The sequence below is a fragment of the Rhodococcus rhodochrous genome (genome assembly GCF_014854695.1).
Classification (GTDB): domain Bacteria; phylum Actinomycetota; class Actinomycetes; order Mycobacteriales; family Mycobacteriaceae; genus Rhodococcus.
In genome coordinates, this window is sequence record NZ_CP027557.1 from 3,358,808 (window position 1) to 3,383,238 (window position 24,431).

At 68.4% G+C, this 24,431-nt stretch carries 22 protein-coding genes; 14 read left to right on the plus strand and 8 right to left on the minus strand.

Going from position 1 to position 24,431, the window contains the following annotated elements:
• Position 1: 1 nt before the first annotated feature.
• Positions 2–1,012, plus strand: a complete 1,011-nt coding sequence (locus C6Y44_RS15630; protein ID WP_120283299.1) for a MerR family transcriptional regulator — start codon at positions 2–4, stop codon at positions 1,010–1,012.
• 85 nt (positions 1,013–1,097) lie between these two features.
• Here C6Y44_RS15630 and C6Y44_RS15635 read toward each other — a convergent pair whose 3' ends face one another.
• Both C6Y44_RS15635 and ctaC read right to left on the minus strand, forming a co-directional pair.
• Positions 1,098–1,514, minus strand: coding sequence for a cytochrome c oxidase subunit 4 (locus C6Y44_RS15635; RefSeq protein ID WP_006554396.1), 417 nt, complete (start codon positions 1,512–1,514; stop codon positions 1,098–1,100).
• 33 nt (positions 1,515–1,547) lie between these two features.
• Positions 1,548–2,633 (minus strand): aa3-type cytochrome oxidase subunit II, encoded by a 1,086-nt coding sequence (gene ctaC / locus C6Y44_RS15640; protein WP_120283301.1) that lies wholly within the window; start codon positions 2,631–2,633, stop codon positions 1,548–1,550.
• 353 nt (positions 2,634–2,986) lie between these two features.
• Here ctaC and asnB point away from each other — a divergent pair, with 353 nt between their 5' ends.
• Positions 2,987–4,912 (plus strand): asparagine synthase (glutamine-hydrolyzing), encoded by a 1,926-nt coding sequence (gene asnB, locus C6Y44_RS15645; RefSeq protein WP_159418029.1) that lies wholly within the window; start codon positions 2,987–2,989, stop codon positions 4,910–4,912.
• Positions 4,913–4,995: 83 nt separating this feature from the next.
• Here asnB and C6Y44_RS15650 read toward each other — a convergent pair whose 3' ends face one another.
• Both C6Y44_RS15650 and C6Y44_RS15655 read right to left on the minus strand, forming a co-directional pair.
• Positions 4,996–5,970: a carbohydrate kinase family protein gene (locus C6Y44_RS15650; RefSeq protein WP_159418028.1), complete on the minus strand. Its 975-nt coding sequence runs from the start codon at positions 5,968–5,970 to the stop codon at positions 4,996–4,998.
• 134 nt (positions 5,971–6,104) lie between these two features.
• Positions 6,105–6,455, minus strand: a complete 351-nt coding sequence (locus tag C6Y44_RS15655; protein ID WP_006554400.1) for a HesB/IscA family protein — start codon at positions 6,453–6,455, stop codon at positions 6,105–6,107.
• Positions 6,456–6,596: 141 nt separating this feature from the next.
• Between C6Y44_RS15655 and C6Y44_RS15660 the strand changes: the two genes are divergently transcribed.
• Positions 6,597–7,271: a DUF3043 domain-containing protein gene (locus C6Y44_RS15660; RefSeq protein ID WP_024101301.1), complete on the plus strand. Its 675-nt coding sequence runs from the start codon at positions 6,597–6,599 to the stop codon at positions 7,269–7,271.
• Positions 7,272–7,285: 14 nt separating this feature from the next.
• Here C6Y44_RS15660 and C6Y44_RS15665 read toward each other — a convergent pair whose 3' ends face one another.
• The gene (locus C6Y44_RS15665; protein ID WP_024101302.1) at positions 7,286–7,519 is read right to left on the minus strand and encodes a hypothetical protein; all 234 of its coding nucleotides are present in this window, start codon (positions 7,517–7,519) and stop codon (positions 7,286–7,288) included.
• Between the two features lie 123 nt (positions 7,520–7,642).
• Between C6Y44_RS15665 and cobT the strand changes: the two genes are divergently transcribed.
• Both cobT and C6Y44_RS15675 read left to right on the plus strand, forming a co-directional pair.
• The gene (gene cobT / locus C6Y44_RS15670) at positions 7,643–8,734 is read left to right on the plus strand and encodes a nicotinate-nucleotide--dimethylbenzimidazole phosphoribosyltransferase (protein ID WP_120283305.1); all 1,092 of its coding nucleotides are present in this window, start codon (positions 7,643–7,645) and stop codon (positions 8,732–8,734) included.
• Positions 8,734–9,498 (plus strand): adenosylcobinamide-GDP ribazoletransferase, encoded by a 765-nt coding sequence (locus tag C6Y44_RS15675; protein WP_159418027.1) that lies wholly within the window; start codon positions 8,734–8,736, stop codon positions 9,496–9,498. Before cobT ends, C6Y44_RS15675 begins: the two co-directional genes overlap by 1 nt.
• A gap of 76 nt (positions 9,499–9,574) precedes the next feature.
• Here the strand turns inward: C6Y44_RS15675 and C6Y44_RS15680 are convergent, their stop codons facing one another.
• Both C6Y44_RS15680 and gcvT read right to left on the minus strand, forming a co-directional pair.
• The gene (locus tag C6Y44_RS15680; RefSeq protein ID WP_060652772.1) at positions 9,575–10,681 is read right to left on the minus strand and encodes a branched-chain amino acid aminotransferase; all 1,107 of its coding nucleotides are present in this window, start codon (positions 10,679–10,681) and stop codon (positions 9,575–9,577) included.
• A 32-nt stretch (positions 10,682–10,713) separates the two neighbouring features.
• Positions 10,714–11,814, minus strand: a complete 1,101-nt coding sequence (gene gcvT, locus C6Y44_RS15685) for a glycine cleavage system aminomethyltransferase GcvT (protein WP_024101306.1) — start codon at positions 11,812–11,814, stop codon at positions 10,714–10,716.
• A gap of 155 nt (positions 11,815–11,969) precedes the next feature.
• Here gcvT and C6Y44_RS15690 point away from each other — a divergent pair, with 155 nt between their 5' ends.
• From C6Y44_RS15690 to C6Y44_RS15710, 5 genes are all read left to right on the plus strand, one after another.
• Positions 11,970–13,481, plus strand: a complete 1,512-nt coding sequence (locus C6Y44_RS15690) for a leucyl aminopeptidase (protein WP_120283309.1) — start codon at positions 11,970–11,972, stop codon at positions 13,479–13,481.
• A gap of 298 nt (positions 13,482–13,779) precedes the next feature.
• Positions 13,780–15,927 (plus strand): 2-oxoglutarate dehydrogenase, E2 component, dihydrolipoamide succinyltransferase, encoded by a 2,148-nt coding sequence (gene sucB, locus C6Y44_RS15695; RefSeq protein ID WP_159418026.1) that lies wholly within the window; start codon positions 13,780–13,782, stop codon positions 15,925–15,927.
• 129 nt (positions 15,928–16,056) lie between these two features.
• The gene (gene lipB / locus C6Y44_RS15700; protein WP_120283312.1) at positions 16,057–16,836 is read left to right on the plus strand and encodes a lipoyl(octanoyl) transferase LipB; all 780 of its coding nucleotides are present in this window, start codon (positions 16,057–16,059) and stop codon (positions 16,834–16,836) included.
• Between the two features lie 54 nt (positions 16,837–16,890).
• Complete coding sequence (lipA, locus tag C6Y44_RS15705) at positions 16,891–17,901, plus strand: lipoyl synthase (protein ID WP_024101310.1); 1,011 nt, start codon at positions 16,891–16,893, stop codon at positions 17,899–17,901.
• A gap of 83 nt (positions 17,902–17,984) precedes the next feature.
• Complete coding sequence (locus C6Y44_RS15710; protein ID WP_159418025.1) at positions 17,985–18,725, plus strand: DUF4191 domain-containing protein; 741 nt, start codon at positions 17,985–17,987, stop codon at positions 18,723–18,725.
• A 106-nt stretch (positions 18,726–18,831) separates the two neighbouring features.
• On the opposite strand, the gene C6Y44_RS15715 is transcribed toward C6Y44_RS15710, so the two are convergent.
• Positions 18,832–19,308 (minus strand): RDD family protein, encoded by a 477-nt coding sequence (locus C6Y44_RS15715; protein WP_016694972.1) that lies wholly within the window; start codon positions 19,306–19,308, stop codon positions 18,832–18,834.
• A 210-nt stretch (positions 19,309–19,518) separates the two neighbouring features.
• Here C6Y44_RS15715 and glnA point away from each other — a divergent pair, with 210 nt between their 5' ends.
• From glnA to C6Y44_RS15735, 4 genes are all read left to right on the plus strand, one after another.
• On the plus strand, positions 19,519–20,955 hold the full coding sequence (gene glnA / locus C6Y44_RS15720; RefSeq protein WP_006554411.1) for a type I glutamate--ammonia ligase: 1,437 nt from the start codon (positions 19,519–19,521) through the stop codon (positions 20,953–20,955).
• Positions 20,956–21,180: 225 nt separating this feature from the next.
• Positions 21,181–21,621, plus strand: a complete 441-nt coding sequence (locus tag C6Y44_RS15725) for a Fur family transcriptional regulator (RefSeq protein WP_192378489.1) — start codon at positions 21,181–21,183, stop codon at positions 21,619–21,621.
• A 37-nt stretch (positions 21,622–21,658) separates the two neighbouring features.
• Positions 21,659–23,842: a catalase/peroxidase HPI gene (gene katG, locus C6Y44_RS15730; RefSeq protein WP_174247021.1), complete on the plus strand. Its 2,184-nt coding sequence runs from the start codon at positions 21,659–21,661 to the stop codon at positions 23,840–23,842.
• Positions 23,843–24,088: 246 nt separating this feature from the next.
• Positions 24,089–24,424 carry a hypothetical protein gene (locus C6Y44_RS15735; protein ID WP_024101314.1) on the plus strand — a complete coding sequence of 112 codons (336 nt, stop codon included), beginning with the start codon at positions 24,089–24,091 and terminating at the stop codon, positions 24,422–24,424.
• Positions 24,425–24,431 lie beyond the last annotated feature (7 nt).

Here is a 24,431-nt window from a genome sequence, read left to right on the forward strand (position 1 = left end):
GGTGCTGATCGGTGAGGTCTCGCGGCGCTCCGGTGTCAGCACCCGCATGCTGCGGCACTACGACCGCCTGAGGCTGGTGACGCCGACGGGCCGCACCTCGGGCGGTTACCGCGAGTACACCGAGGACGACCTCCGGAGGCTCTTCCACGTGGAGAGTCTCCGGAGTCTCGGCCTGTCGCTGAACGAGGTCGGACGAGCGCTGGGGGAACCGGATTTCGCTCCGGTGGAACTGGTGCAGGAGCTGATCCGGCACACGCGCGAACGGATCGCCGCCGAGACCGAACTCCTCGCTCGTCTCGAAGGCGTCGACTCGGCCTCCCCCAGCGGTTGGGACGACGTCCTGCGCCTCGTCGCGCTGTTGCGCGCGTTCGAATCCGATTCCGGCTCCCGCCGCCAGCAGGCGATCCTGTCCCAGGACGAGGACACGACGCTGCCGGTCGCGGCGCTGGTCCGGGCGGCGCTGTCGGAGGAGGACCCGTTCGTCGCCGGCGCGTTGCGCTGGTCGCTCGCCCGAGCGGCGGACGAGGTCGACGCTGCGCTGCCGGCGCTCGCGGAGGGCCTTCACTCCGCCGAAGTGCCCGTGCGGCGACGGGCGATCGCGACACTCGCGGAACTCCGTGTGCCCGAATCGACGACGCTCCTGGAGAAGGCACTCGACGACGCCGATCTCGAGGCGCGCTCCACGGCAGCTCTGACGCTCGGGGCGCGAGGGGTGGACGCGGCCGTCCCCGTGCTCGTGGAGATGATCGTGAAGGGCCGGTCGGACGTCGAGGCCGCCGAAGTACTCGGCCTGCTCGCGGATCGGCCGCTGTCGTCCGCCGAGATCGTGCGGTCGCTGCAGCACGCGCTCGGCGGCTCGGACGATGCCGGTGTCCGGCTACGTCTCACGCAGGCACTCGCGGAGATCCCCGGGTCGGCCGCCGAGGATGCTCTCGAGGCTCTGACCGGCGACCCGGATCGCACGGTCGCAGCGACCGCGAGGGTCGTCCTCACCACCCGCGGGGCTTCCTGAAGAACGAAACCTCGAGAACGCCACCGGAAACGACACGGGCGCCGCACCCGAAGGTGCGGCGCCCGTGTGCGTCGAGAATGTCGGCTCAGTGCTTCTCGGGTCCGATGTGGTACTCGAACACCAGGCCGGCTGCGGCGGCGATGATGAGTGCGACCGCGAGGACGATCATCCAGGGCTGGTAGAAGGCCAGCGCGATGGCGGCGAAAGCGGCCGCACCGGCGAGCAGGATCGGCCAGTAGCTACCCGCACTGAAGAAACCGAGGTCGCCCGCACCGTCGCTGATCTCGGCGTCCTCGTAATCCTCGGGACGGGTGTCGAGACGACGCGCGACGAAGCGGAAGTACGTTCCGACGATCAGGGTCAGACCGGCGGAGAGGACGATGGCCGTGAGGCCGGCCCATTCGATGCCCTTGTCCGACAGCCCGGTGAACACGCCGTACACGATGGCGACGAGCACGAAGAACACCGTCACGACCTCGAAGAGCTTGGCTTCGATCTTCATATCAGCACTTGTCCTTGTCGGGTGGGGTGGCCGTCACTCGCCTGCGGCGACGGTCGCCGACCGGTCCGTGCGGTCGGTCTTGAATGGAGTCGTCGAGGTCGCGATCGGGCTCTGGCCGATGGCTTCGAGCGCACGAGCGTTCGACAGGCCTTCGCCGCCGTCCTCGACCGGCTTGCGGAGCTCGATGTAGCGGGCGAAGTCCTCCGGGCTGACGGCGCGGACCTCGAAGTTCATCATCGCGTGGTAGGTGCCGCACATCTCGGCGCAACGGCCGACGAACGCGCCCTCACGCTCGATCTCGGAGATCTGGAAGACCGGATCGGAGTTGTTCTCACGCGGGTTCGGGTTCACGTCGCGCTTGAACAGGAACTCCGGCACCCAGAAAGCGTGGATCACATCGGACGACGCGAGGTGGAACTCGATGCGCTTGCCGGTGGGAAGCACGAGCACCGGAATCTCTTCGCTGGTGCCGATCGTCTCGATCTTGTCGTAGTGGAGGTAGGACAGGTCCTCCGCCGGCTTGCCGTGGATGGGACCCGGAGCCTCGTGCTCGCCGCCTTCTCCACCACCGTGCTCACCTTCGGTGCCCGGCTCGTACGGCTGCAGTGCGACCGCGTCCTGGGCGACCTCGTCGGTGCCCTCGTACCGGGCGGTGCCGTCCTGCAGATCGATGGTCCGGTAACCGAACTTCCAGTTCCACTGGAACGCCGTCACGTCGACGACGACGTTCGGGTTGTCCTCCTTCTCCAGGACGTAGTTCTGGACCACGACCGTGAAGTAGAAGAGGACACACACGGCGACGAACGGCGCCGCGGTGTAAGCCAGCTCGAGCGGCACGTTGTACGCCGTCTGACGCGGGAACTCCGGATCGTCCTTCCGACGCCGGTAGGCGATGATCACCCAGAAGGTGAGTCCCCACACGAGAATTCCCATGACGAGGGCGGCGACAACCGACCACGTCCACAGTTCACGCATACGCTCGGCCTGAGGAGTGATGCCCTCCGGCCAGCCGAAACGAAGGATTTCTTCGCTCGAGCACCCGGTCAGCACCAAGGCTGCAATGCCGAGTGATGCTGCGAGCCCGAACCGCCGAAGGATCCGACCTTGCGCCACGTTCACGCCTTCCTGATCGCCGCAATTCCACTAGGGCACACCCGGAGGGCCGGCCCAATTACTACGCAGCGTAGACCAAACCCGGGCGCTATCCATCGCCGGGGCACGAAGAAAGTGTCGGACTGGGCGTTTCGACCGGAAGACCCGGCTCGTGACGTCGGTTTTCTCCTGTCGGGCGTGTGATCGTCGGTGGCGTCCGGGCGCGGCTGCCCGGTGTCGACCGTCTGCGGCATACTTCGGTAGAACCAACGCCGGACCCCGAGTGGTAGTTCCCGGTGTCATGCGCGGTGCGGTGTCCCGCGCTGGGCACCCACCGGGGTTCTTCGCGACACCCCCGACCGGAATGAGGTAACCCACGCGTGTGCGGATTGCTCGGGTTTCTGACCACTGACGGCACCAGCGACGACGCCGTCGCGAAGGTGGGCTCCGCGATGCACTGCCTGCGCCATCGCGGCCCCGACGAGCACGGCACCTGGCACGACGCCGACCTCGTCTTCGGATTCAACCGGTTGTCGATCATCGACATCGCGCACTCGCACCAGCCGCTGCGCTGGGGCCCGCCGGAACAGCCCGACCGCTACGCGCTGACCTTCAACGGTGAGATCTACAACTATCTCGAACTGCGCAAGGAGCTCACCGAGACCTTCGGCACCTCCTTCGCGACCGAGGGCGACAGCGAGGCGATCGTCGCGGCCTACCACCACTGGGGAGTGCGCGCGGTCCAGCGCCTGCGGGGCATGTTCGCCTTCGCGATCTGGGACACGCACACCCGCGAGCTGTTCGTCGCCCGCGACCCGTTCGGCATCAAGCCGCTGTTCCTCGCGACCGGCACCGGCGGTACGGCCTTCGGCAGCGAGAAGAAGAGCCTGCTCGAGCTCGCCGACGTGATCGGCATCGACACCGAGCTCGATCCTCGTGCGATCGAGCACTACACGGTGCTGCAGTACGTTCCCGAGCCCGAGACGCTGCACCGGCGGATCCGGCGCCTCGAGTCGGGCTGCTACGCGCGTATCACGCCCGGCGCCGAGCCCGAGATCACCCGCTACTTCCACCCCACCTTCCCGGTCCGGCCGTTCGCGGCGGGACGCGAGCAGGACCGCTACCGCGAGATCGCCGAGGCCCTCGAGGACTCGGTGGCCAAGCACATGCGCGCCGACGTGACCGTCGGGTCGTTCCTCTCGGGTGGCATCGACTCCACGGCCATCGCCGCGCTGGCGATGCGCCACAACCCGAAGCTCATCACCTTCACCGCGGGTTTCGAGCGGGAGGGCTACTCCGAGGTCGACGTCGCCGCGGAGTCGGCGGCCGCGATCGGTGCCCGGCACGTGGTGCGGGTGGTCTCCCCCAGCGAGTTCGCCGCGGCCATCCCGGAGATCATCTGGTACCTCGACGACCCGGTGGCCGACCCGGCGCTCGTGCCGCTGTGGTTCATCGCCCGGGAAGCCCGCAAGCACGTCAAGGTCGTGCTGTCCGGTGAGGGCGCCGACGAGCTGTTCGGCGGGTACACGATCTACCGCGAGCCGCTGTCGCTGCGTCCGTTCGAGTTCCTGCCGCCGGCGCTGCGCCGGGCCGCCGGGAAGCTGTCGGAGCGCATCCCCGAGGGCACCCGAGGCAAGAGCCTGCTGCACCGTGGCTCGATGACGCTCGAGGAGCGCTACTACGGCAACGCCCGCAGCTTCAACGACGCGCAGCTGCGCTCGGTGCTGCGCGACTTCCGTCCGGAATGGACGCACCAGGACGTCACCGCCCCGATCTACGCGCAGTCTGCCGGCTGGGATCCGGTGGCACGGATGCAGCATCTCGACCTGTTCACGTGGCTGCGCGGCGACATCCTCGTCAAGGCCGACAAGATGACGATGGCCAATTCGCTCGAGCTGCGCGTGCCGTTCCTGGACTCCGAGGTCTTCCGGGTGGCGTCGCAGGTTCCGCTGGACCAGAAGATCACGAAACAGACGACGAAGTATGCGCTGCGGCAGGCGTTGGAGGGCATCGTCCCGCCGCACGTGCTGCACCGCGCGAAGCTGGGCTTCCCGGTGCCGCTGCGGCACTGGCTGGCCGGCACGGAGCTGTTCGACTGGGCGCACGAGGTGATCGCCGAGTCGCAGACCGATCACCTGCTCGACAAGGCCGCGGTGGCGAAGATGCTCGACGAGCACCGGACCGGCCCGATCGATCACAGCCGTCGTCTGTGGACGGTGCTGTGCTTCATGGTCTGGCACGGCATTTTCGTGGAGAAGCGCATCGTGCCGCAGATCCAGGAGCCGGCCTACCCGGTCGAGATCTGATCACCCAACCCGTATGCGACGGCCGCGAATATCCCCAGGGATGCTCGCGGCCGTCGCGTTTCCAGGACGGGGTGTTCCGCCGCTCAGGCGCCGAGAACCGCGCCGATCTCGTCGGCGGCGGCGGTGCCGTAGGCGTCGGCGAGACGCTTGAGGGCGTCGGTGCGGTCGAAGGTCCATTCCTGCGTGCCGGTGGTCTCGAGGACGTGCACCGCGACCAGCGAGCCCAGCTGCGCGGCCCGTTCGATGCTCAGACCCGAGCGGTGTCCGAGCAGGAAGCCGGCGCGGAAGGCGTCACCCACACCGGTGGGGTCGACCTTGGCGCGCTCGGGCACCACACCGACCTGCACCTGGTTGCCGTCGCGGTCGACGATCTTTGCGCCGTCGCCGCCGAGGGTGGTGATACGCATGCCGACCTTCGCCTGCACCTCGTCCTCGGTGAGACCGGTCTTCTGCAGCAGCAGTCCCCACTCGTACTCGTTGGTGAACAGGTACTCGGCACCGTCGATGAGCTGCTCGGCCTGCTGCCCGTCCAGGCGGGCGAGCTGCTGGGACGGGTCGGCGACGAACGGGACGCCGAGCCGGCGGCACTCCTCGGTGTGCCGGATCATCGCGTCGGGATCGTTGGCGCCGACGAGCACGAGGTCGACGCCGTGCTTGCTCACCACGTCGGCGATGGAGATCTCGCGGGCCTCGGACATCGCACCGGGATAGAACGAGGCGATCTGTGCCATGTCCAGGTCGGTGGTGCACACGAAGCGGGCGGTGTGGGCGGTCTGCGAGATCCGCACCGACGAGCAGTCGACCCCGTGGTCCTCGAGCCAGGTGCGGTACTCGGTGAAGTCGGCGCCGACGGCGCCGACGAGCACCGGCGTTCCGCCGAGCACACCCATCGCGAAGGCGATGTTGCCGCCCACTCCGCCGCGCCGGACGACGAGATCGTCGACGAGGAAGCTCAGCGAGATGTGCGCGAGCTGGTCGGCGAGCAGCTGCTCGGCGAACCGGCCGGGGAAGCGCATGAGGTGGTCGGTGGCGATGGAGCCGGTCACGGCGATGGTCACGTGGCTGAGCCTTTCCGCGGATGTCGATGGTGTGGCTGCTCACACGGAGAGCCGTAGCGGTCCCACGGTACTACCGCGGAAACGACGGAACCCCGGCGCCGTGAAGCGCCGGGGTTCCGAAGTGCGTCCTCAGCTCAGTTGAACGAGTCGCCGCAGGCGCACGACCCCGTGGCATTCGGGTTGTCGATGGTGAAGCCCTGCTTCTCGATGGTGTCGACGAAGTCGATCGACGCACCCTCGACGTACGGCGCGCTCATCCGGTCGACGGCGAGCGTCACACCGGCGAATTCCTTCGTGAGGTCTCCGTCCAGCGTGCGGTCGTCGAAGAACAGCTGGTACCGCAGACCGGCACAGCCTCCGGGCTGCACGGCGATACGCAGTGCGAGGTCGTCGCGGCCCTCCTGATCGAGCAGTGCCTTCGCCTTCGCAGCGGCGGCCTCGGTCAGGATGACGCCGTGAGTATCGGTCTCTTGCTGCACAGTCATGGGCGCTCCCTGTCGTTCGTGTCGAAACCCGATGGTTCAACGGTACCGCGCCGGAATCTATTCCTCGTGGACGAGTCGGGCCGAGCGTGGTATGGCATATGGAATTTCCCGCTTCTCTCCACTATCCCATAGCCTGGTGGTGTGAAGTTGCTACGCCGCGGTGGTTCCGACGACTCCGCCGATCACCAGGTTCCTGCGACCGAGGACTCCCCGGCCGCGACTCCCGACGATTCCGCGTCCGCGAAGGCGACGACCGGTAAGGGGCGTCCGACGCCGAAACGGCGCGACGCCGAGAACCGTCGCCGCGGTCCCGTCGCCCCCGCTCCCCTGACTGCGAAGGAAGCACGCGAGCGTCGTAAGGCCGCGCGCAAGTCGCAGAGCAAGGAGGAGCGCAAGGCGGCCGCCGCGCAGCGTCGCGCCGACGCGTCCGAGCGTCGCAACCGGATGCTCGCAGGCGAGGAGAAGTACCTTCTCCCCCGCGACCGCGGCCCGGTGCGCGCCTACGTGCGCGACATCGTCGACAGCCGGCGCAATCTCGTCGGCCTGTTCATGCCGCTCGCGCTCGTGCTCATCATGTCGATGTTCCTCGGGCCGGTGGTACAGCAGTACGTCACGCTCGCGATGTTCGTGATGATGTTCCTGATGATCATCGAGGGCATCTACCTCGGGCGCATGGTCAACAGGAAGGTGCGCGAGCGCTTCCCGGATTCGACGGACGGTGGCTTCGGCCTCGGCTGGTACGCCTTCGTGCGCGCCTCCCAGATCAAGAAGCTGCGTGCACCGCTCCCCCGGGTCGGCCCGGGCGACGCCGTCTGACCGTCCGGCGACCCTCAGTTGTGAGGCGCCCCGCACACCACCGGCGGTAGCTGCCGGATCTCGGCCGCGGCCTGCATGTCCTGCGACATGCGGTGCCGCGGCCGAGTCGTCTGTGCGGGGCGTTCCCAGTGGAGCCGCCAGGGTGCGCGCCGGACCCAGGCCGGCGCGGGAGCGGTCCGTCGGCGGAGCACCTCGAGACCGATGATCAGGGTGGACAGGACCACGACGGTGACGGTGAGTTCGATCATGTCTCGATCCTCCGACCGAACCCGATCGCCGAAAAGTGGCAGTGATGACGCATAACGTCGAATTTCTGCCAGACCGGGCGGTTGATAGCGTTCTCGCGTGAAGATCCGTCCGAGAGGTGACCTGTGACCAGCGGTTCCGATTCCCCCGCCGACGTCGAGTTCCCGCGCGTCGACCTACCCGACCTCGAAGCACGCGTCGCCGCCGAGGAACGCCAGCGAGATCTGACGAAACCCGCCGGCTCACTCGGACGGCTCGAGGAACTCGGGTGCTGGGTCGCCGCCTGCCAGGGCGAGGTCCCGCCCCATCCCTTCCGCCGACCGCGGGTCGTGGTCTTCGCAGGTGACCACGGCGTCGCACGCAACGGGGTCTCGGCCTATCCGCCGGAGGTCACCGCGCAGATGGTCGCGAACCTGTCCGCAGGGGGCGCCGCCGTGAACGTGCTCGCCGCCGCCGCAGGCGCAGGAGTGCGGGTCGTCGACATGGCAGTCGAGAGCGACACCTCCCCCGAGGTGTCCGAGTTCAAGATCCGTCGCTCGAGCGGCAGCATCGACCGCGAGGACGCACTGACACACGACGAGACGGTCCGCGCGATCGAGGCCGGCCGTGCGCTCGCCGACCGCGAGGTCGACGAAGGTGCCGATCTGCTCGTCGCGGGCGATATGGGAATCGGGAACACCACTCCTGCAACCGTTCTCATCGCCACCCTTACCGCCACCGAACCCGTGGCCGCGGTCGGCCGCGGCACCGGCGTCGACGACGCGGGGTGGATGCGCAAGGTCACCGCGATCCGCGACGCCATGTGGCGGGCGCGGCCCCACGTACGCAATCCCGTCGCCCTGCTGCGCACCGCCGGTGGCGCGGACTTCGCCGCGATGGCGGGATTCCTCGCGCAGGCCGCGGTCCGCCGGACGCCGGTGATCCTCGACGGAGTCGTCGTCACCGCCGCCGCGATGGTCGCCGAGGAACTCGCACCCGGCGCGGCACGCTGGTGGGTGTCCGGTCACCGGTCGGCCGAACCCGCCCACGCCATCGCGCTGCGTCATCTCCGACTCGAACCGATCGTCGACCTCGGTATGCGCCTCGGCGAAGGATCGGGAGCCGTGACGACGCTGCCGGTACTGCAGGGTGCGGTCGCGATCCTCGCGCAGATGGCCACCTTCTCCGAGGCGGGCGTGAGCACCCGCGAGGAGAGCGCTCCGGCGACCGCGGACTGATGATCCGCGCCTGGATCGGCGGGGTCGCGCTGGCCCTGTCGTGGTTGACGGTCCTGCCCGCGCGAGGCCCGTCGGAGATCGACCGGACGGTCGCCGGACGTGCGATCTCCGCGGCGCCGATCGCCGGTGCCGTACTCGCCGCCGCGACCACGGCTGTCTGCCTGGTCGGTTCCGCCGTCGGGACGCCACCACTGGTGACGGGCCTGGTGTGTGTCGGGGTGTTGGCGGTCGGCACCCGGGGAATGCACGTCGACGGGCTGAGCGACACCGCCGACGGTCTCGGTTGCTACGGCCCGCCCGAGCGGGCGCGCGAGGTGATGCACAGCGGCGGCGCGGGTCCCTTCGGTGTCGCGGCGCTCGTCGTCGTCCTCGGTCTGCAGGCCGCCTCGTTCGGCGCGCTCGCCGACACCGACGCGTGGTGGGCGGTCGCGTTCGCAGTCTTCTCGGGACGTGTGGCCGTGGTCCTCGCGTGCCGGCGCGGTGTCCCGGCCGCGCCCGGCAGCGGCTTCGGCTCGCTCGTGGCAGGCACACAGGGCGTCGTGCCGATCGCGGTGTGGACGGTGGCCGCGGTGGCACTGTCGCTCGTGTGCCTGCCCGGTCCGCTCTGGGCGGGACCGCTCGTCGTCACGGTGGTACTGGTCGTCGCGGTGCTCTTCGCCCGGCACTGCGTCGCGCGCTTCGGCGGCATGAACGGCGACGTGCTCGGCGCAGTCACCGAGGGCACGGCCGCCGCCGTCGCGGTGGCAGCGTCGGGGCTCCTCTAGATCGCACTGCGTCCGGAAACGACGAAGGGGTGCTGCCGGAATCGGCAGCACCCCTTCGTCGTCGTTCGTGGCTACGTCACTTGCGCAGCGTCGTCATCCACCCGTGGGTGTCGGCGAAGGTACCGCGCTGGATGCCGGTCAGGGTGTCGCGCAGGGCCATCGTGATGGGGCCGGGCTCGCCGTCGGCGATGGTGAACTCGCCGTCCTTGTCCTTGACGCTGCCGACCGGCGTGATGACCGCGGCGGTACCGCACGCGAACACCTCGGTGATCTCACCGCTGCCGGCCTTCTCACGCCACTCGTCGGTGCTGATGCGCCGCTCCTCGACCGAGAGACCGGAGTCCTTGGCGAGGGTGAGCAGCGAGTCGCGGGTGATGCCGGGCAGCAGCGAGCCGGACAGCTCCGGGGTGACCAGACGCGCGTCGGCACCCGACCCGTACACGAAGTACAGGTTCATGCCGCCCATCTCCTCGACGTACTTGCGCTCGATGGCGTCGAGCCAGACCACCTGGTCGCAGCCTTGCTCGGCGGCATGCGCCTGCGCGACGAGCGAAGCCGCGTAGTTGCCGGCGAACTTCGCGGCGCCCGTGCCACCCGGGGAGGCGCGCACGTACTCGCGGGAGAGCCACACGTTGACGGGCTTCACGCCGCGCGGGAAGTAGGCACCCGCCGGGGACGCGATGACGAGGAACTTGTACTCCTTCGCGGGCCGCACGCCGAGAGCCGGCTCGGTCGCGAACGCGAAGGGACGCAGGTAGAGCGAATCCTCGCCGCCGGCGGCGGGAACCCACTCGTTGTCGACCTCGACCAGCTCGGTGATCGCCTTCACGAACAGCTCCGGCGGCAGGTACGGCATCGCGAGCCGCTCCGCGGACCGGTTCATGCGCGCGGCATTGGCGGTCACGCGGAACGACGCGATGCTGCCGTCGGCCTGACGGTAGGCCTTGAGGCCCTCGAAGATCGCCTGCCCGTAGTGCAGGACCATCGCGGCCGGGTCGAGCGGGATCGGCGCGTACGGCTCGACTTTCGCGTCGTGCCAGCCGATTCCGTCGGTGTAGGTGATCGACACCATGTGATCGGTGAAGTGCTGCCCGAATCCGGGATTCGACAGAACCTCCTGTCGCCGCTCCGCAGAGCTCGGTGAAGGATGCTGGACGCGGGCGAATTCGAGGACACCTGTCATGGGGGACAATGGTACAACCGCCCGCAGAACCGTTATCTGGTGTGGTCCTCGACGAACGGCGGAGCCACCACTTCGGCACGCAGCGATCGTCCGCGCACGTCCACGGCCACTTCGTCGCCCGGCTCGAGTCCGGCGGAGGTGTCGAGGAGCGCGAGGGCGATGCCGATCTTGAGGGTCGGAGAGAAGGTGCCCGAGGTGGTCCGCCCGACCTCGTCGCCGTCGCGTCGCACGGTCAGATCCTGACGCAGGACGCCGCGGTCGAGTGCCCGCAGGCCCCACAGTTTCCGCGCCGGGCCCGCCTCCTTCTCGCGGAGCAAGGCGTCGCGCCCCCAGAACTGCGGCTTCTTCCAGCCCACGGCCCAGCCGACCCGCGCCTCGAGCGGGGAGATGTCGACGGAGAGCTCGTGCCCGTGCAGCGCGTAGCCCATCTCGGTGCGCAGGGTGTCGCGGGCGCCGAGACCGGCGGCCTGGCCGCCCTGCGCACGGACGGCGTCGAGCAGGGCGCGGAAGACGCGTTCGGCGTCGTCCCAGCGCGGCAGCACCTCGTAGCCGCGTTCACCGGTGTAGCCGCTGCGGCACACGCGCACCGGAGCACCCTCGTACTCGGCGTCGGCGAAGCCCATGTAGGCGATGTCGGTGGGCAGGCCGAGCGCCTCGAGGACCTCGCCGGACTTCGGTCCCTGGACGGCGAACACCGCGTGATCGCGATGCTGGTTCGTCACTGTGACGCCGGCCGGCGCCGCGGCGGCCAGTGCTTCGACGACCGCCGCGGTGTTGGCCGCATTCGGAACGAGGAAGAGCTCGTCGTCGGAGACGTGGTAGACGATCAGGTCGTCGACGACACCGCCGTTCTCGGTGCAGCACAGCGTGTACTGCGCCTTGCCGGGACCGATCCGGGTGAGGTCGTTGCTGAGCGTGGTGTTGAGGAACTCGGCGGCACCCGGTCCGGCGACGAGCGCCTTTCCCAGGTGGCTGACGTCGAACAGTCCCACGTTCTCGCGCACGGCCGTGTGCTCGGCGACCGTCCCGGCGTAGGAGACCGGCATCTCCCAGCCACCGAACGGAGCGAAGGTCGCACCGAGTTCGACGTGCACGGTGTGGATGGGGCCCTGCTTCAGTTCCTCGTCGCTCATGGCGTACGACGCTATCCCACCGCCATGGTGTCCGACAGCGACGCCGGGCGTCGTTGTCATTAGGGTCGATGGCATCGAGGCGATTCCCCTCGCACCGAACGACGCCGCAAGAGAACGACTCGCTCGTTCCCGACCCAGCTCCAAGGAGATGCCCTGTGAGTGCACCCACTCCCGATCTTCCCGAACTCGTTCTCGCCGGTTCGGTTTCCACACGAGCCGATGTCCTGGTGATCGGCGTGACCTCTTCCGACGGCACCCCCGAGATCCTCGCGGGCGACGCCCCGATCGACGAGGCGGTCCTCGGCGAACTGCTCGACGCCCTGGTCGCCGTGGGCGCGAAGGGCCGCGGCGAGGAGCTCACCCGCGTGCCGGCACCCGCCTCCCTGCCCGTGGCGAGCGTGCTCGCCGTCGGTCTCGGCGACGCCGACAAGATCGACGCCGAGCAGGTCCGCCGCTCCGCCGGTACCGCGGCACGCGCACTGACGGGTGTGGAGACGGTCGCGACCACACTGTCCGCCGTCGACCTCGGTGCCGCGGCGGAAGGCTTCGCGCTCGGCGCCTACACCTACACCGAGTTCCGGTCGGAGAAGTCCGCACCCAAGGAGGACGCGCAGCCGGTCGCGCGGGTGGAGCTGCTCGTGCCCTCGACCCGCGACCGCGCGGCCAAGGCGGCGCTCACCCGCTCCGTCGCGATCGCCGAGGCCGTCGCGACGGCCCGGAACTTCGTGAACACCCCGCCGAGCCACCTGTTCCCGGCCGAGTTCGCCGAGCGCGCGAAGGCACTCGGCGAGGCCGCCGGTCTGAAGGTCGAGATCCTCGACGAGAAGGCGCTCGAGAAGAAGGGCTTCGGCGGCATCGTCGGCGTCGGCAAGGGCTCGTCGCGTCCCCCGCGTCTCGTGCGCCTGTCCTACTCGTCGAAGAAGCGCAAGGCCCCGAAGGTCGCGCTCGTGGGCAAGGGCATCACTTTCGACACCGGCGGCATCTCCATCAAGCCCGCCGCCGGTATGGAGGCGATGACCTCCGACATGGCCGGCGCCGCCGCGGTCGTCGCGACCGTCGTGCTCGCCGCGAAACTCGGTGTCGCTGCCGACGTCACCGCGACCGTGCCGATGGCCGAGAACATGCCGTCGTCGACCGCGCAGCGTCCGGGTGACGTGCTGACCCAGTACGGCGGAACCACCGTCGAGGTCATCAACACCGACGCCGAGGGTCGCCTGATCCTCGCCGACGCCATCGTGCGCGCATGCGAGGACGATCCCGACTACCTCATCGACACCGCGACCCTCACCGGCGCGCAGATGGTCGCCCTCGGCACCCGGACGCCGGGCGTCATGGGTCACGACGAGTTCCGCGACCGCGTGGCCGCGCTGTCCCAGGAGGTCGGTGAGAACGGCTGGGCGATGCCCTTCCCGAAGGAACTGCGCGGCGATCTCGAGTCCCGCGTGGCCGACCTCGCGAACGTCTCCCCCCACCGGTGGGGCGGCATGCTCACGGCCGGCATCTTCCTGAAGGAGTTCGTCGCAGAGGGCGTGCAGTGGGCGCACATCGACGTCGCCGGCCCGGCCTTCAACACCGGCGGACCGTTCGGTTACGTCGGCAAGGGCGGCACCGGCGTGCCCGTGCGCACGATGCTCGCCGTGATCGAGGACGTCGCCGCCAACGGATGATCTCCCGCACCGGTCCTCTCCCGACGGGCCCCGCCCGGGACGAGGGAGAGGACCGGTGTGATCGGCAACAGCGGAACCCCCGGTGTGAGGTGATCCGCCCCTCCCCGAACATCACCGAAAGATAGGTGCAAGGATGGGAGGGGCCATGCCCCGCCGGTATCGGCCCGACCGAACACGTGAACCAGCAGGCACGGGGTTCCTGCCCCGCGCACAATGGTCAACGACCACACAATGGTCGGCGACCACGAGTCGGTACAACTCAACACACACGAACACAACCGTCGAGGAGTCAACAGACATGGCCTTCTCCGTCCAGATGCCAGCGCTTGGTGAGAGCGTCACCGAGGGAACTGTCACGCGATGGCTCAAGCAGGAAGGAGACACGGTCGAAGTCGACGAGCCCCTGCTCGAAGTCTCCACGGACAAGGTCGACACCGAGATCCCGTCGCCTGCAGCCGGCGTGCTGGTCAAGATCGTCGCCCAGGAGGACGACACGGTCGAGATCGGTGGCGAACTGGCCGTGATCGGTGACGCCGGTGAGGAAGCCGGCGGAGATTCCGCACCCGCTGCCGAAGAGGCACCGGCCGAAGAGGCTCCCGCCGAAGAGCCCGCCGCGGAGTCCGCCCCCGCGCAGCCCGCATCCTCGGGTGGCAGCGGCGAGGGCACCCCGGTCACCATGCCCGCACTGGGCGAGTCGGTCACCGAAGGCACCGTCACCCGCTGGCTCAAGGCCGTCGGCGACGAGGTCGCCGTGGACGAACCGCTCCTCGAGGTCTCCACCGACAAGGTCGACACCGAGATCCCCTCCCCGGTCGCCGGCATCCTCACCGAGATCACCGCGCAGGAGGACGAGACCGTCGAGGTCGGCGGACAGCTCGCCGTCATCGGCAGCGAGGCTCCCGCCCAGCAGTCCGCCCCGGCCCAGCAGTCCGCCCCGGCCGAGGAGTCGGCTCCGGCCGCCGAGCCCACCACCGAGCCGTCCGAGGAGGCCGCTCCGGCTCCGTCCGAGCCCGCGCAGCCCGCATCGTCGGGTGGCAGCGGCGAGGGCACCCCGGTCACCATGCCCGCACTGGGCGAGTCGGTCACCGAAGGCACCGTCACCCGCTGGCTCAAGGCCGTCGGCGACGAGGTCGCCGTGGACGAGCCGCTCCTCGAGGTCTCCACCGACAAGGTCGACACCGAGATCCCCTCCCCGGTCGCCGGCATCCTCACCGAGATCACCGCGCAGGAGGACGAGACCGTCGAGGTCGGCGGACAGCTCGCCGTCATCGGCAGCGAGGCTCCCGCCCAGCAGTCCGCCCCGGCCCAGCAGTCCGCCCCGGCCGAGGAGAAGCCCGCGCCGAAGCAGGAGGCTCCGAAGCAGGAGACTCCGAAGCCCGCCGAGCAGAAGCCCGCCGCACAGCAGCAGGCCCCGAAGGTCGAGCAGGCCACCCCGGCTCCCGCACCGAAGCCGGTCGGAACCGCGGCGACGACCCCGAAGCCCGCACCTCAGGAGGAGTCCACCCCGAGCGGTGCGACCCCGTACGTCACCCCGCTCGTGCGCAAGCTCGCCTCGCAGCACGGCGTCGACCTGTCGACGGTCAAGGGCACCGGTGTCGGTGGCCGCATCCGCAAGCAGGACGTCCTCGCCGCCGCCGAGGGCGGCAAGGCCGCCGGTGGCGAGCAGCAGAAGCCTGCCGCTCCGGCCGGTCCGGCTCCGGGTGTCCGTCCCGAGCTCGCCAAGCTGCGCGGAACGACCCAGAAGGTCAACCGCATCCGCCAGATCACGGCGAAGAAGACCCTCGAGTCGCTGCAGACCACCGCGCAGCTCACCCAGACCTTCGAGGTCGACGTCACCAAGATCGCCCAGTTGCGGGCCCAGGCGAAGAAGACGTTCTCCGAGCGCGAGGGCGTCAACCTCACCTTCCTGCCGTTCTTCGCCAAGGCCGTCGTCGAGGCGCTGCGCGCGCACCCGAACGTCAACGCCTCCTTCGACGACGGCAAGAAGGAGATCACCTACCACGCGGCCGAGCACCTCGGCATCGCGGTGGACACCGAGCAGGGTCTGCTCTCCCCGGTGATCCACAACGCCGGCGACCTGTCGCTGGCCGAGCTCGCCCGCGCGATCGCCGACATCGCCGAGCGTGCCCGCAAGGGTGGTCTCAAGCCCGACGAGCTGGCCGGTGGCACCTTCACCATCACCAACATCGGTAGCCAGGGCGCATTGTTCGACACCCCGATCCTCGTGCCGCCGCAGGCCGCGATGCTCGGAACCGGCGCGATCGTCAAGCGTCCGGTCGTGGTGATCGACGAGACCGGCAACGAGTCCATCGGCGTCCGCTCGATGTGCTACCTGCCGCTGACCTACGATCACCGCCTGATCGACGGTGCCGACGCGGGCCGCTTCCTCAAGACGATCAAGCATCGTCTCGAGGAGGGCGCGTTCGAGGCCGATCTGGGACTGTAGGTTCCCGGGATCCGGACTACCCGTCCGGACGACCTCCGACGGGGGCATCACCGCTGCGGTGATGCCCCCGTCGGCGTCCGCGCCACAGCGGGTGCCCTCCCCCTGCGGTGCGGCGTAGAGTTCAGGAACATGAGTGATCCCTCGTCTTCCGCCCGTTCCGATTCGGCTCCCGTCGCCGTCGTACGGCTGGGAACCCTCGGTTATCTCGAGGCCTGGGAGAGGCAGCGCGAACTCGCGAACGAGCGCGCCGACGGCATCGGCGCCGACACCCTGCTGCTGCTCGAACACCCGCCCGTCTATACGGCCGGGCGCCGCACCGAGGACGGCGATCGCCCCACCGACGGCACGCCCGTCATCGACGTCGACCGCGGCGGCAAGATCACCTGGCACGGCCCCGGACAGCTCGTGGGTTACCCCATCGTCAAGCTCGCCGAGCCGATCGACGTGGTCGGCTACGTGCGTCGCATCGAGCAGGGTCTGATCCGCGTCTGCACCGATATGGGCCTGACCTGCGGCCGTGTGGAGGGACGTTCCGGCGTCTGGCTCCCCGCCGAGCTGCGCGACGGGCACTGGCTCCCCGAACGCAAGATCGCCGCGATCGGTATCCGGGTGCAGCGTGGGGTCGCCATGCACGGCTTCGCTCTCAACTGCAATTCGGCTCTCGACGCGTTCGACTCGATCGTCCCGTGCGGCATCCGCGACGCCGGAGTCGCGTCGCTCACCGGCGAACTCGGCCGGGAGGTCACCGTCGACGACGTGATCCCGGCCGTCACCGAGGCCGTCATCGCTGCTCTCGACGGTCGAATCCCCGTGACCGAGTGCGACATCGAGCGGGTCACCTTCGAGCAGGCGGTCGGGACGTCCGGAATTCCCACCACCACCCCGGAATTCACGACGCACCGGTTCTGAGGGGCGGTCGCACCCGCCGGGTCCGGGCGGGACCGGCGGCGTACGATCGAGGGCGTGACTGTGGCCCCAGAAGGACGCAAGCTGCTGCGGATCGAGACCCGAAACGCGCAGACGCCGATCGAACGCAAACCCAACTGGATCAAGACCCGGGCGAAGATGGGCCCGGAGTACACCGACCTCAAGGGCCTGGTGCGACGCGAAGGTCTGCACACGGTCTGTGAGGAAGCCGGTTGTCCCAACATCTACGAGTGCTGGGAAGACCGCGAGGCGACATTCCTCATCGGTGGCGAGCAGTGCACCCGTCGCTGTGACTTCTGCCAGATCGACACCGGTAAGCCCGCCGCGCTCGACCGCGACGAGCCGCGCCGTGTCGCCGAGTCGGTCCGCTCGATGGGTCTGCGCTACTCCACGATCACCGGCGTCGCCCGCGACGATCTGCCCGACGGCGGTGCATGGCTGTACGCCGAGACGGTGAAGCAGATCCACGCGCTCAATCCGGGCACCGGCGTCGAGAACCTCATCCCCGACTTCAACGGCAAGCCCGACCTGCTGCAGGAAGTCTTCGAGTCGCGTCCCGAGGTGCTCGCGCACAACGTCGAGACCGTGCCGCGGATCTTCAAGCGCATCCGTCCGGCCTTCCGCTACGAGCGGTCGCTCGATGTGATCCGGCAGGCCCGCGATTTCGGACTGGTCACCAAGTCCAACCTCATCCTCGGCATGGGCGAGACCCCCGAGGAGGTCACCGAAGCGCTGCACGACCTGCACGACGCCGGCTGCGACATCATCACGATCACCCAGTACCTGCGGCCCTCCCCGCTGCACCATCCGGTCGAGCGCTGGGTCAAGCCGCAGGAGTTCGTCGATCACTCCGAGACGGCCCGCGAGATCGGGTTCGCCGGTGTGATGGCCGGGCCGCTGGTGCGTTCGTCGTACCGCGCCGGTCGCCTGTACGCGCAGGCGATGGCTCACCACGGACGCGAACTTCCCGCCGACCAGGCGCATCTCGCCGAGGAGGGCACGGCGTCCCAGGAAGCCGGCGCCGTTCTCGCGCGCTTCGGCAACTGACCTCGCGCCGCTCGTCGCGGCAGGTCCTCAGGCGGCCCCGGTGGTGGTAAACGTGCCACCACCGGGGCCGTATCCTTGAGTACATGGCGAAGGGCAGCAAGACCGACAAGGAAGCGAAGGCTGCGGCGAAGGCCGCGCGCAAGCAGGCGTCGAAGGAGCGTCGAACCCAGCTGTGGCAGGCGTTCCAGATCCAGCGCAAGGAGGACAAGGCACTCCTGCCGTGGATGATCGGTGCCCTCGTCGGTTCGATCGTGGTGTTCTTCGTCGTCGGCCTGATCTTCGGCATCCAGTGGTTCCTGCTGCCGGTCGGTATCCTCGTCGGCGTCCTGTTGGCCTTCATCATCTTCGGGCGCCGCGTGCAGAAGAGCGTGTACGCGAAGGCCGACGGCCAGGCCGGTGCGGCCGCGTGGGCGCTCGACAACCTGCAGGGCGCGTGGCGCGTGAGTCAGGCGGTCGCGGGCACTACCCAGCTCGACGCCGTGCACCGCGTCATCGGACGTCCCGGCATCATCCTCGTCGGTGAGGGCAACCCCGGTCGCGTGAAGGGCCTGATGGCCCAGGAGAAGAAGCGGGTCGCGCGTCTCGTCGGCGACACCCCTATCTACGAGTTCGTCGTCGGCAACGAGGAGGGCCAGATTCCGCTCTCCCAGTTGCAGAAGCGTCTGAACAAGCTGCCTCGCAACATCGACACCAAGCGGATGGACACCATCGAGGGTCGCCTGTCCGCGCTGAGCACGAAGAAGTCCGGGCCGGCCATGCCCAAGGGTCCGCTTCCCGCCGGTGCGAAGATGCGCAGCGTGCAGCGCACCATGCGCCGCCGCTGATCTTCCGAAGTACGCCGGAGGCCGCCTCTCGTCCCGGGGACGAAGGCGGCCTTCGGTGTATGCGGAGCAGTTTTCGGGTGATCGGCTCGAACGGACGCGTGCGCGGTCAGCGCGAACGGACGACCGCGGTGCCCGTGGCGCGATCCTGCAGGCCGCGACCGTCGATGTCGGTGACGAGCGCCGGGGCGATGAACACCAGCAGCACCTGACGTGCGAGCGCGCGCACGATGCCGACCCGCACGGGGGCGTCCACTCGCACGACCTGCAGTCCGGCGACGAACTGGCCGGGGGTGAACGAGAACAGGCTCACGCATCCCACGCCCACCACGAACCAGATGATGAGGGTGTACGACGACAGCAGCGGGCTCTCGAGCGGGTTGCCACCGACGAGGCCGGCGGCGATCGCCATGGACATGAACCAGTCGACCGCGAGGGCGAGGACCCGGCGGACGGTGGGCACCATGGAGCCGGGGCCGTGTTCGGGGAGGCCGAGCAGTTGCCCGGGATAGTCCTGCTCCTGCTGGAGACCTTTGGGAAGCGCCGCAGCAGGCCCGGAAAGCCAACTGCCCGTCATGCGTGCCATGGCACCAGGATAAGCTCTCATGGGCGGACCAGCGTCGACCCGTGTTGGCCGCGGTGACTTATACCACCTTTTCGACCTCACAGCAGGACGAAAGCATGTGTAACACCCGCGAAACATAGGCTTGATGGACGGGCAACACCAGATCCATAACGTCTGATCCGACGCAGGCGCCCAGCACCCATGGCGCGCACCGACTGAAGGAGCACAAGCGTGGCGTTCACCACGGCCGAAGAGGTCATCAAGTACATCGCGGAAGAGAACGTCGAGTACGTCGATATCCGCTTCACGGACCTGCCCGGCATCGAACAGCACTTCTCGATCCCGGCGAAGGCGTTCAACGAGGACGTCTTCGAGGACGGCCTGGCATTCGACGGATCCTCCGTGCGGGGTTTCCAGTCCATCCACGAGTCGGACATGCTCCTGCTCCCCGATGTGACGACCGCCCGCATCGATCCCTTCCGTGCCGCCAAGACCCTGAACGTCAGCTTCTTCGTCCACGATCCGTTCACCCGTGAGTCCTACAGCCGCGACCCCCGCAACGTCGCGCGTAAGGCCGAGGAATACCTGATCAGCACCGGCATCGCCGACACCGCCTTCTTCGGTGCCGAGGCCGAGTTCTACATCTTCGACTCCGTCTCCTACGACTCGAAGATGAACGGCGCGTTCTACGAGCTCGATTCGATCTCCGGCTCGTGGAACACCGGCGCCGAGTACAACGCCGACGGCACCCCGAACCGCGGCTACAAGGTCCGCCCGAAGGGTGGCTACTTCCCCGTCGCTCCGTACGACCACTACGTCGACCTGCGCGATGAGATCTCCACCAACCTGCAGCTCGCCGGCTTCGAGCTCGAGCGCGGCCACCACGAGGTGGGCACCGGCGGCCAGGCCGAGATCAACTACAAGTTCAACACGCTGCTCTCCGCAGCCGACGACCTGCAGCTGTTCAAGTACATCGTCAAGAACACGGCGTGGAAGAACGGCAAGACCGCCACCTTCATGCCGAAGCCGCTCTTCGGCGACAACGGCTCGGGCATGCACGTGCACCAGTCGCTGTGGAAGGACGGCAAGCCGCTGTTCCACGACGAGTCCGGCTACGCGGGTCTGTCCGACCTCGCCCGCTGGTACATCGGCGGCATCCTGCACCACGCGCCGTCGCTGCTCGCCTTCACGAACCCGACGATCAACTCGTACCACCGTCTGGTGCCGGGCTACGAGGCTCCGATCAACCTCGTGTACAGCCAGCGCAACCGTTCGGCCGCCGTGCGTATCCCGATCACGGGCAACAACCCGAAGGCCAAGCGTCTCGAGTTCCGCGCTCCCGACTCCTCGGGTAACCCCTACCTGAACTTCGCGGCGCAGATGATGGCCGGCCTCGACGGCATCAAGAACAAGATCGAGCCGCTCGCTCCGGTCGACAAGGACCTCTACGAGCTCCCGCCGGAGGAGGCCAAGAACATCCCGCAGGCCCCCACCAGCCTGTCGGCCGTGATCGACAACCTCGAGCGCGACCACGAGTACCTCACCGAGGGCGGCGTCTTCACCACCGACCTCATCGAGACCTGGATCTCGCTCAAGCGCGAGCAGGAGATCGCTCCGGTCAACCTGCGTCCGCACCCCTACGAGTTCCAGCTGTACTTCGACTGCTGAGTCGAGTCCGGTAAGCACTCTTCGAGAGGCCGTTCGTCCCTTCCGGGACGGGCGGCCTCTCGCCTTGTCTGCGCCCCTTCCGCTCCGGGATCCTCGCGCGCCGAACCGGGGTTCGCCCCTGCTGCAGCAGTAGCAAGCCCCGGTTCGGCGCGCGAGATGCGTTCGTTCGTCATCGAATCCGGCGAAATCGCGACCGATTCCAGAAAAGTGGTCCATAGTGGGCACGTGCCCTCGACGCGGGATTTCTCCGAGCGGTTACGCGCAGCCGGTCTTCGCGTGACCCGACAGCGTCTGGCGGTGCTCGATGCGGCGCACGAGCACCCGCACGCCGATGCCGATCGCATCTTCGACGCGGTCGGCGACGTCGTTCCCGGCATCGGCCGGCACACCGTGTACGACATCCTTCACGCGCTCTCGGCACACGGCCTGCTCCGGCGAATCCAGCCCGCAGGTTTCCACGCGCGGTACGAGGTGCGTGTCGGCGACAGTCATCACCACCTCGTCTGCCGGTCCTGTGCCGCGATCTCGGATGTCGACCACACCATCGGCGACTCGCGTTGCCTGTCACCGGTGGACGACGCAGGTTTCGACGTCGACGAGGCGGATGTCGTCTTCTGGGGCCTGTGCCGCGACTGTTCGAGCGACGATCCACGACAACAGCCCTGAATCGGTCCGATCGACCCTGATCCGGAAGGAAACCGCAGTGTCCGAAAGCGAAAACCCGGCAGTCCCCTCCCCCGAGCCGTCACCGCACCGGCCGAGGACCAATCAGGACTGGTGGCCGGACCAGCTGGATCTCACGGTGCTGCACCAGCATTCACCGCTGTCCAATCCGTTGGAACCCGACTTCGACTACTCGAAGGAAGTCGAATCCCTCGACGTCGAGGCGCTCCGTCAGGATCTGATCGACCTGATGACGGATTCCCAGGATTGGTGGCCGGCCGACTTCGGTCACTACGGGGGTCTGTTCATCCGCATGAGCTGGCACTCGGCCGGCACCTACCGCATCGCCGACGGTCGCGGTGGCGGCGGCAAGGGTGCGCAGCGGTTCGCGCCGCTCAACAGCTGGCCCGACAACGTCAGCCTCGACAAGGCGCGTCGCCTCCTGTGGCCGATCAAGCAGAAGTACGGCCGCAAGCTCTCCTGGGCCGACCTGCTGGTCTTCGCCGGCAACTGCGCCTACGAGTCGATGGGGTTCAAGACGTTCGGCTTCGCGTTCGGCCGCGAGGACATCTGGGAGCCCGACGAGGTCTTCTGGGGCCCGGAGGACACCTGGCTCGGCGACGAGCGCTACGCCGGTGAGCGCGAACTCCAGGGCCCGCTGGGCGCCGTGCAGATGGGTTTGATCTACGTCAATCCCGAAGGACCCAACGGCAACCCGGAGATCCTCGCGTCCGGACGCGACATCCGCGAGACGTTCGCCCGGATGGCGATGAACGACGTCGAGACGGCTGCGCTCATCGTCGGTGGTCATACCGTCGGCAAGACGCACGGTGCCGCTCCCGCCGACAATCTCGGTCCCGAACCCGAGGGTGCCCCGCTCGAACAGCAGGGTCTCGGCTGGAAGAACTCGCACGGCACCGGCGCCGGTGGCGACACGATCACCAGCGGCCTCGAGGTCACCTGGACGCCCACTCCGACGAAGTGGGACAACACCTTCCTCGAGACGCTGTACGCCTACGAGTGGGAGAAGACCAAGAGCCCCGCCGGGGCGTGGCAGTGGACGCCGAAGGGCGGTGCCGGCGCGGACACCGTGCCCGACGCCCACGACCCGGCGAAGAAGCACGCGCCGGGCATGCTCACCAGCGACCTCGCGCTGCGCTACGACCCGATCTACGGCGAGATCACCCGGCGCTGGCTCGACCATCCGGAGGAACTCGAGCAGGAGTTCGCCAAGGCGTGGTTCAAGCTGCTGCATCGCGACATGGGTCCGATCTCGCGGTACCGCGGACCGTGGATCCCGGAGCCGCAGATCTGGCAGGACCCGGTGCCGGACGTCGACCACGAGCTGATCGACGAGAGCGACATCGCCTCACTCAAGGCGAAGGTCCTCGACTCGGGAGCGACGATCCCGCAGCTCGTCGCCACCGCGTGGGCGTCGGCGGCGAGCTTCCGCGGCACCGACAAGCGCGGCGGTGCGAACGGTGCACGCGTGCGGCTCGAGCCGCAGAAGGACTGGGAGGCCAACGAACCCGAGCAGCTCGCACAGGTGCTGCAGATCCTCGAGGGTATCCAGCAGGACTTCAACGGCTCGGGCGGCAACAAGAAGGTCTCCCTGGCGGATCTGATCGTGCTCGCCGGTAACGCCGCGGTGGAGAAGGCCGCCGAGGATGCGGGACACGACATCACGGTTCCGTTCTTCCCCGGCCGCACCGATGCGAGCCAGGAGTGGACCGACGTCGAGTCGTTCGAGGTGCTCGAGCCGAAGCACGACGGTTTCCGCAACTACCTGCGCGGTGGCGAGAAGCTTCCGCCCGAGAAGCTGTTCCTCGAGCGCGCCAATCTGCTGACGCTGACCGCGCCCGAGACGACGGTGCTCGTCGGCGGTCTGCGTGCGCTCGGCGCGAATCACGGCGGCAGCAAGCACGGGGTCTTCACCGACCGCCCGCAGACCCTGACGAACGATTTCTTCGTCAATCTGCTCGACATGGGGACCGAGTGGAAGGTCTCGCAGAACAGCGAGGGCGTCTACGAAGGACGCGCTCGGGGATCGGATCAGGTCAAGTACACCGCGACCGCCGTTGACCTGGTCTTCGGGCACAACTCGCAGCTGCGGGCGCTCGCCGAGGTCTACGCGACCGACGATGCCGGCCCGAAGTTCGTCCGCGATTTCGTCGCGGCCTGGACGAAGGTGATGAACCTGGATCGTTTCGATCTGAAGAAGTGACCGCGCCGGCGGTCCACGACCGCGCCTGACGCACCGTCCCGGAGCCACCCGTCGTGTTCGGCGGGTGGCTCCGTCGTGTGCAGGGGGTCGTGCGCAGGTCCGCCGAGCCGAAACCGACTGGACAGCCGTACTGCACACGGGTGTACCGTGAGGACACAGCTTTGGTGATGTTCGTCACACCCGCTCGCGGGGGAGTGGATGCGACGTGGTCCGTATCCGAACGACACGTCTCCTCGGGAGGCCACCATGCGTAGATCCCTCGTTTCGGCAGCATGCGCCGCTGTCATGCTGTCCCCCGTCCCTCTGTCCGTCGCATTCGCAGGCACCGCAGCGGCCCAGACCGACATCTCCGTCGTCGGCATGTCGCAGGAGCAGGCACAGCAGGTGCTCTCCGACGCGGGAGTCCCCTACATCATCCTCAACCGGTCCGGCAGCACCATGCAGAACTGCAGGGTGACCGAGCAACGCGACCGTGGCTACGACGTCGAGGTCGAGTACGACTGGGACCACGAGAACAAGGAGTGGGACAAGACCGAGGTCGAGGTCTGGCGAGGACTCGCACTCGTCGTCTTCTGCGACTGACGGTCCG

Bases quoted from the DNA above. Each gene is read 5' to 3' on its own strand.
- C6Y44_RS15665 (WP_024101302.1), bottom strand. From the start codon at position 7,519: ATGATCGAACTCACCGTCACCGTCGTGGTCCTGTCCACCCTGATCATC.
- C6Y44_RS15735 (WP_024101314.1), top strand. From the start codon at position 24,089: ATGCGTAGATCCCTCGTTTCGGCAGCATGCGCCGCTGTCATGCTGTCC.
- C6Y44_RS15715 (WP_016694972.1), bottom strand. From the start codon at position 19,308: ATGGCACGCATGACGGGCAGTTGGCTTTCCGGGCCTGCTGCGGCGCTT.
- C6Y44_RS15675 (WP_159418027.1), top strand. From the start codon at position 8,734: ATGATCCGCGCCTGGATCGGCGGGGTCGCGCTGGCCCTGTCGTGGTTG.
- C6Y44_RS15680 (WP_060652772.1), bottom strand. From the start codon at position 10,681: ATGACAGGTGTCCTCGAATTCGCCCGCGTCCAGCATCCTTCACCGAGC.
- sucB (WP_159418026.1), top strand. From the start codon at position 13,780: ATGGCCTTCTCCGTCCAGATGCCAGCGCTTGGTGAGAGCGTCACCGAG.
- gcvT (WP_024101306.1), bottom strand. From the start codon at position 11,814: ATGAGCGACGAGGAACTGAAGCAGGGCCCCATCCACACCGTGCACGTC.
- C6Y44_RS15635 (WP_006554396.1), bottom strand. From the start codon at position 1,514: ATGAAGATCGAAGCCAAGCTCTTCGAGGTCGTGACGGTGTTCTTCGTG.
- lipB (WP_120283312.1), top strand. From the start codon at position 16,057: ATGAGTGATCCCTCGTCTTCCGCCCGTTCCGATTCGGCTCCCGTCGCC.
- C6Y44_RS15655 (WP_006554400.1), bottom strand. From the start codon at position 6,455: ATGACTGTGCAGCAAGAGACCGATACTCACGGCGTCATCCTGACCGAG.
- C6Y44_RS15710 (WP_159418025.1), top strand. From the start codon at position 17,985: ATGGCGAAGGGCAGCAAGACCGACAAGGAAGCGAAGGCTGCGGCGAAG.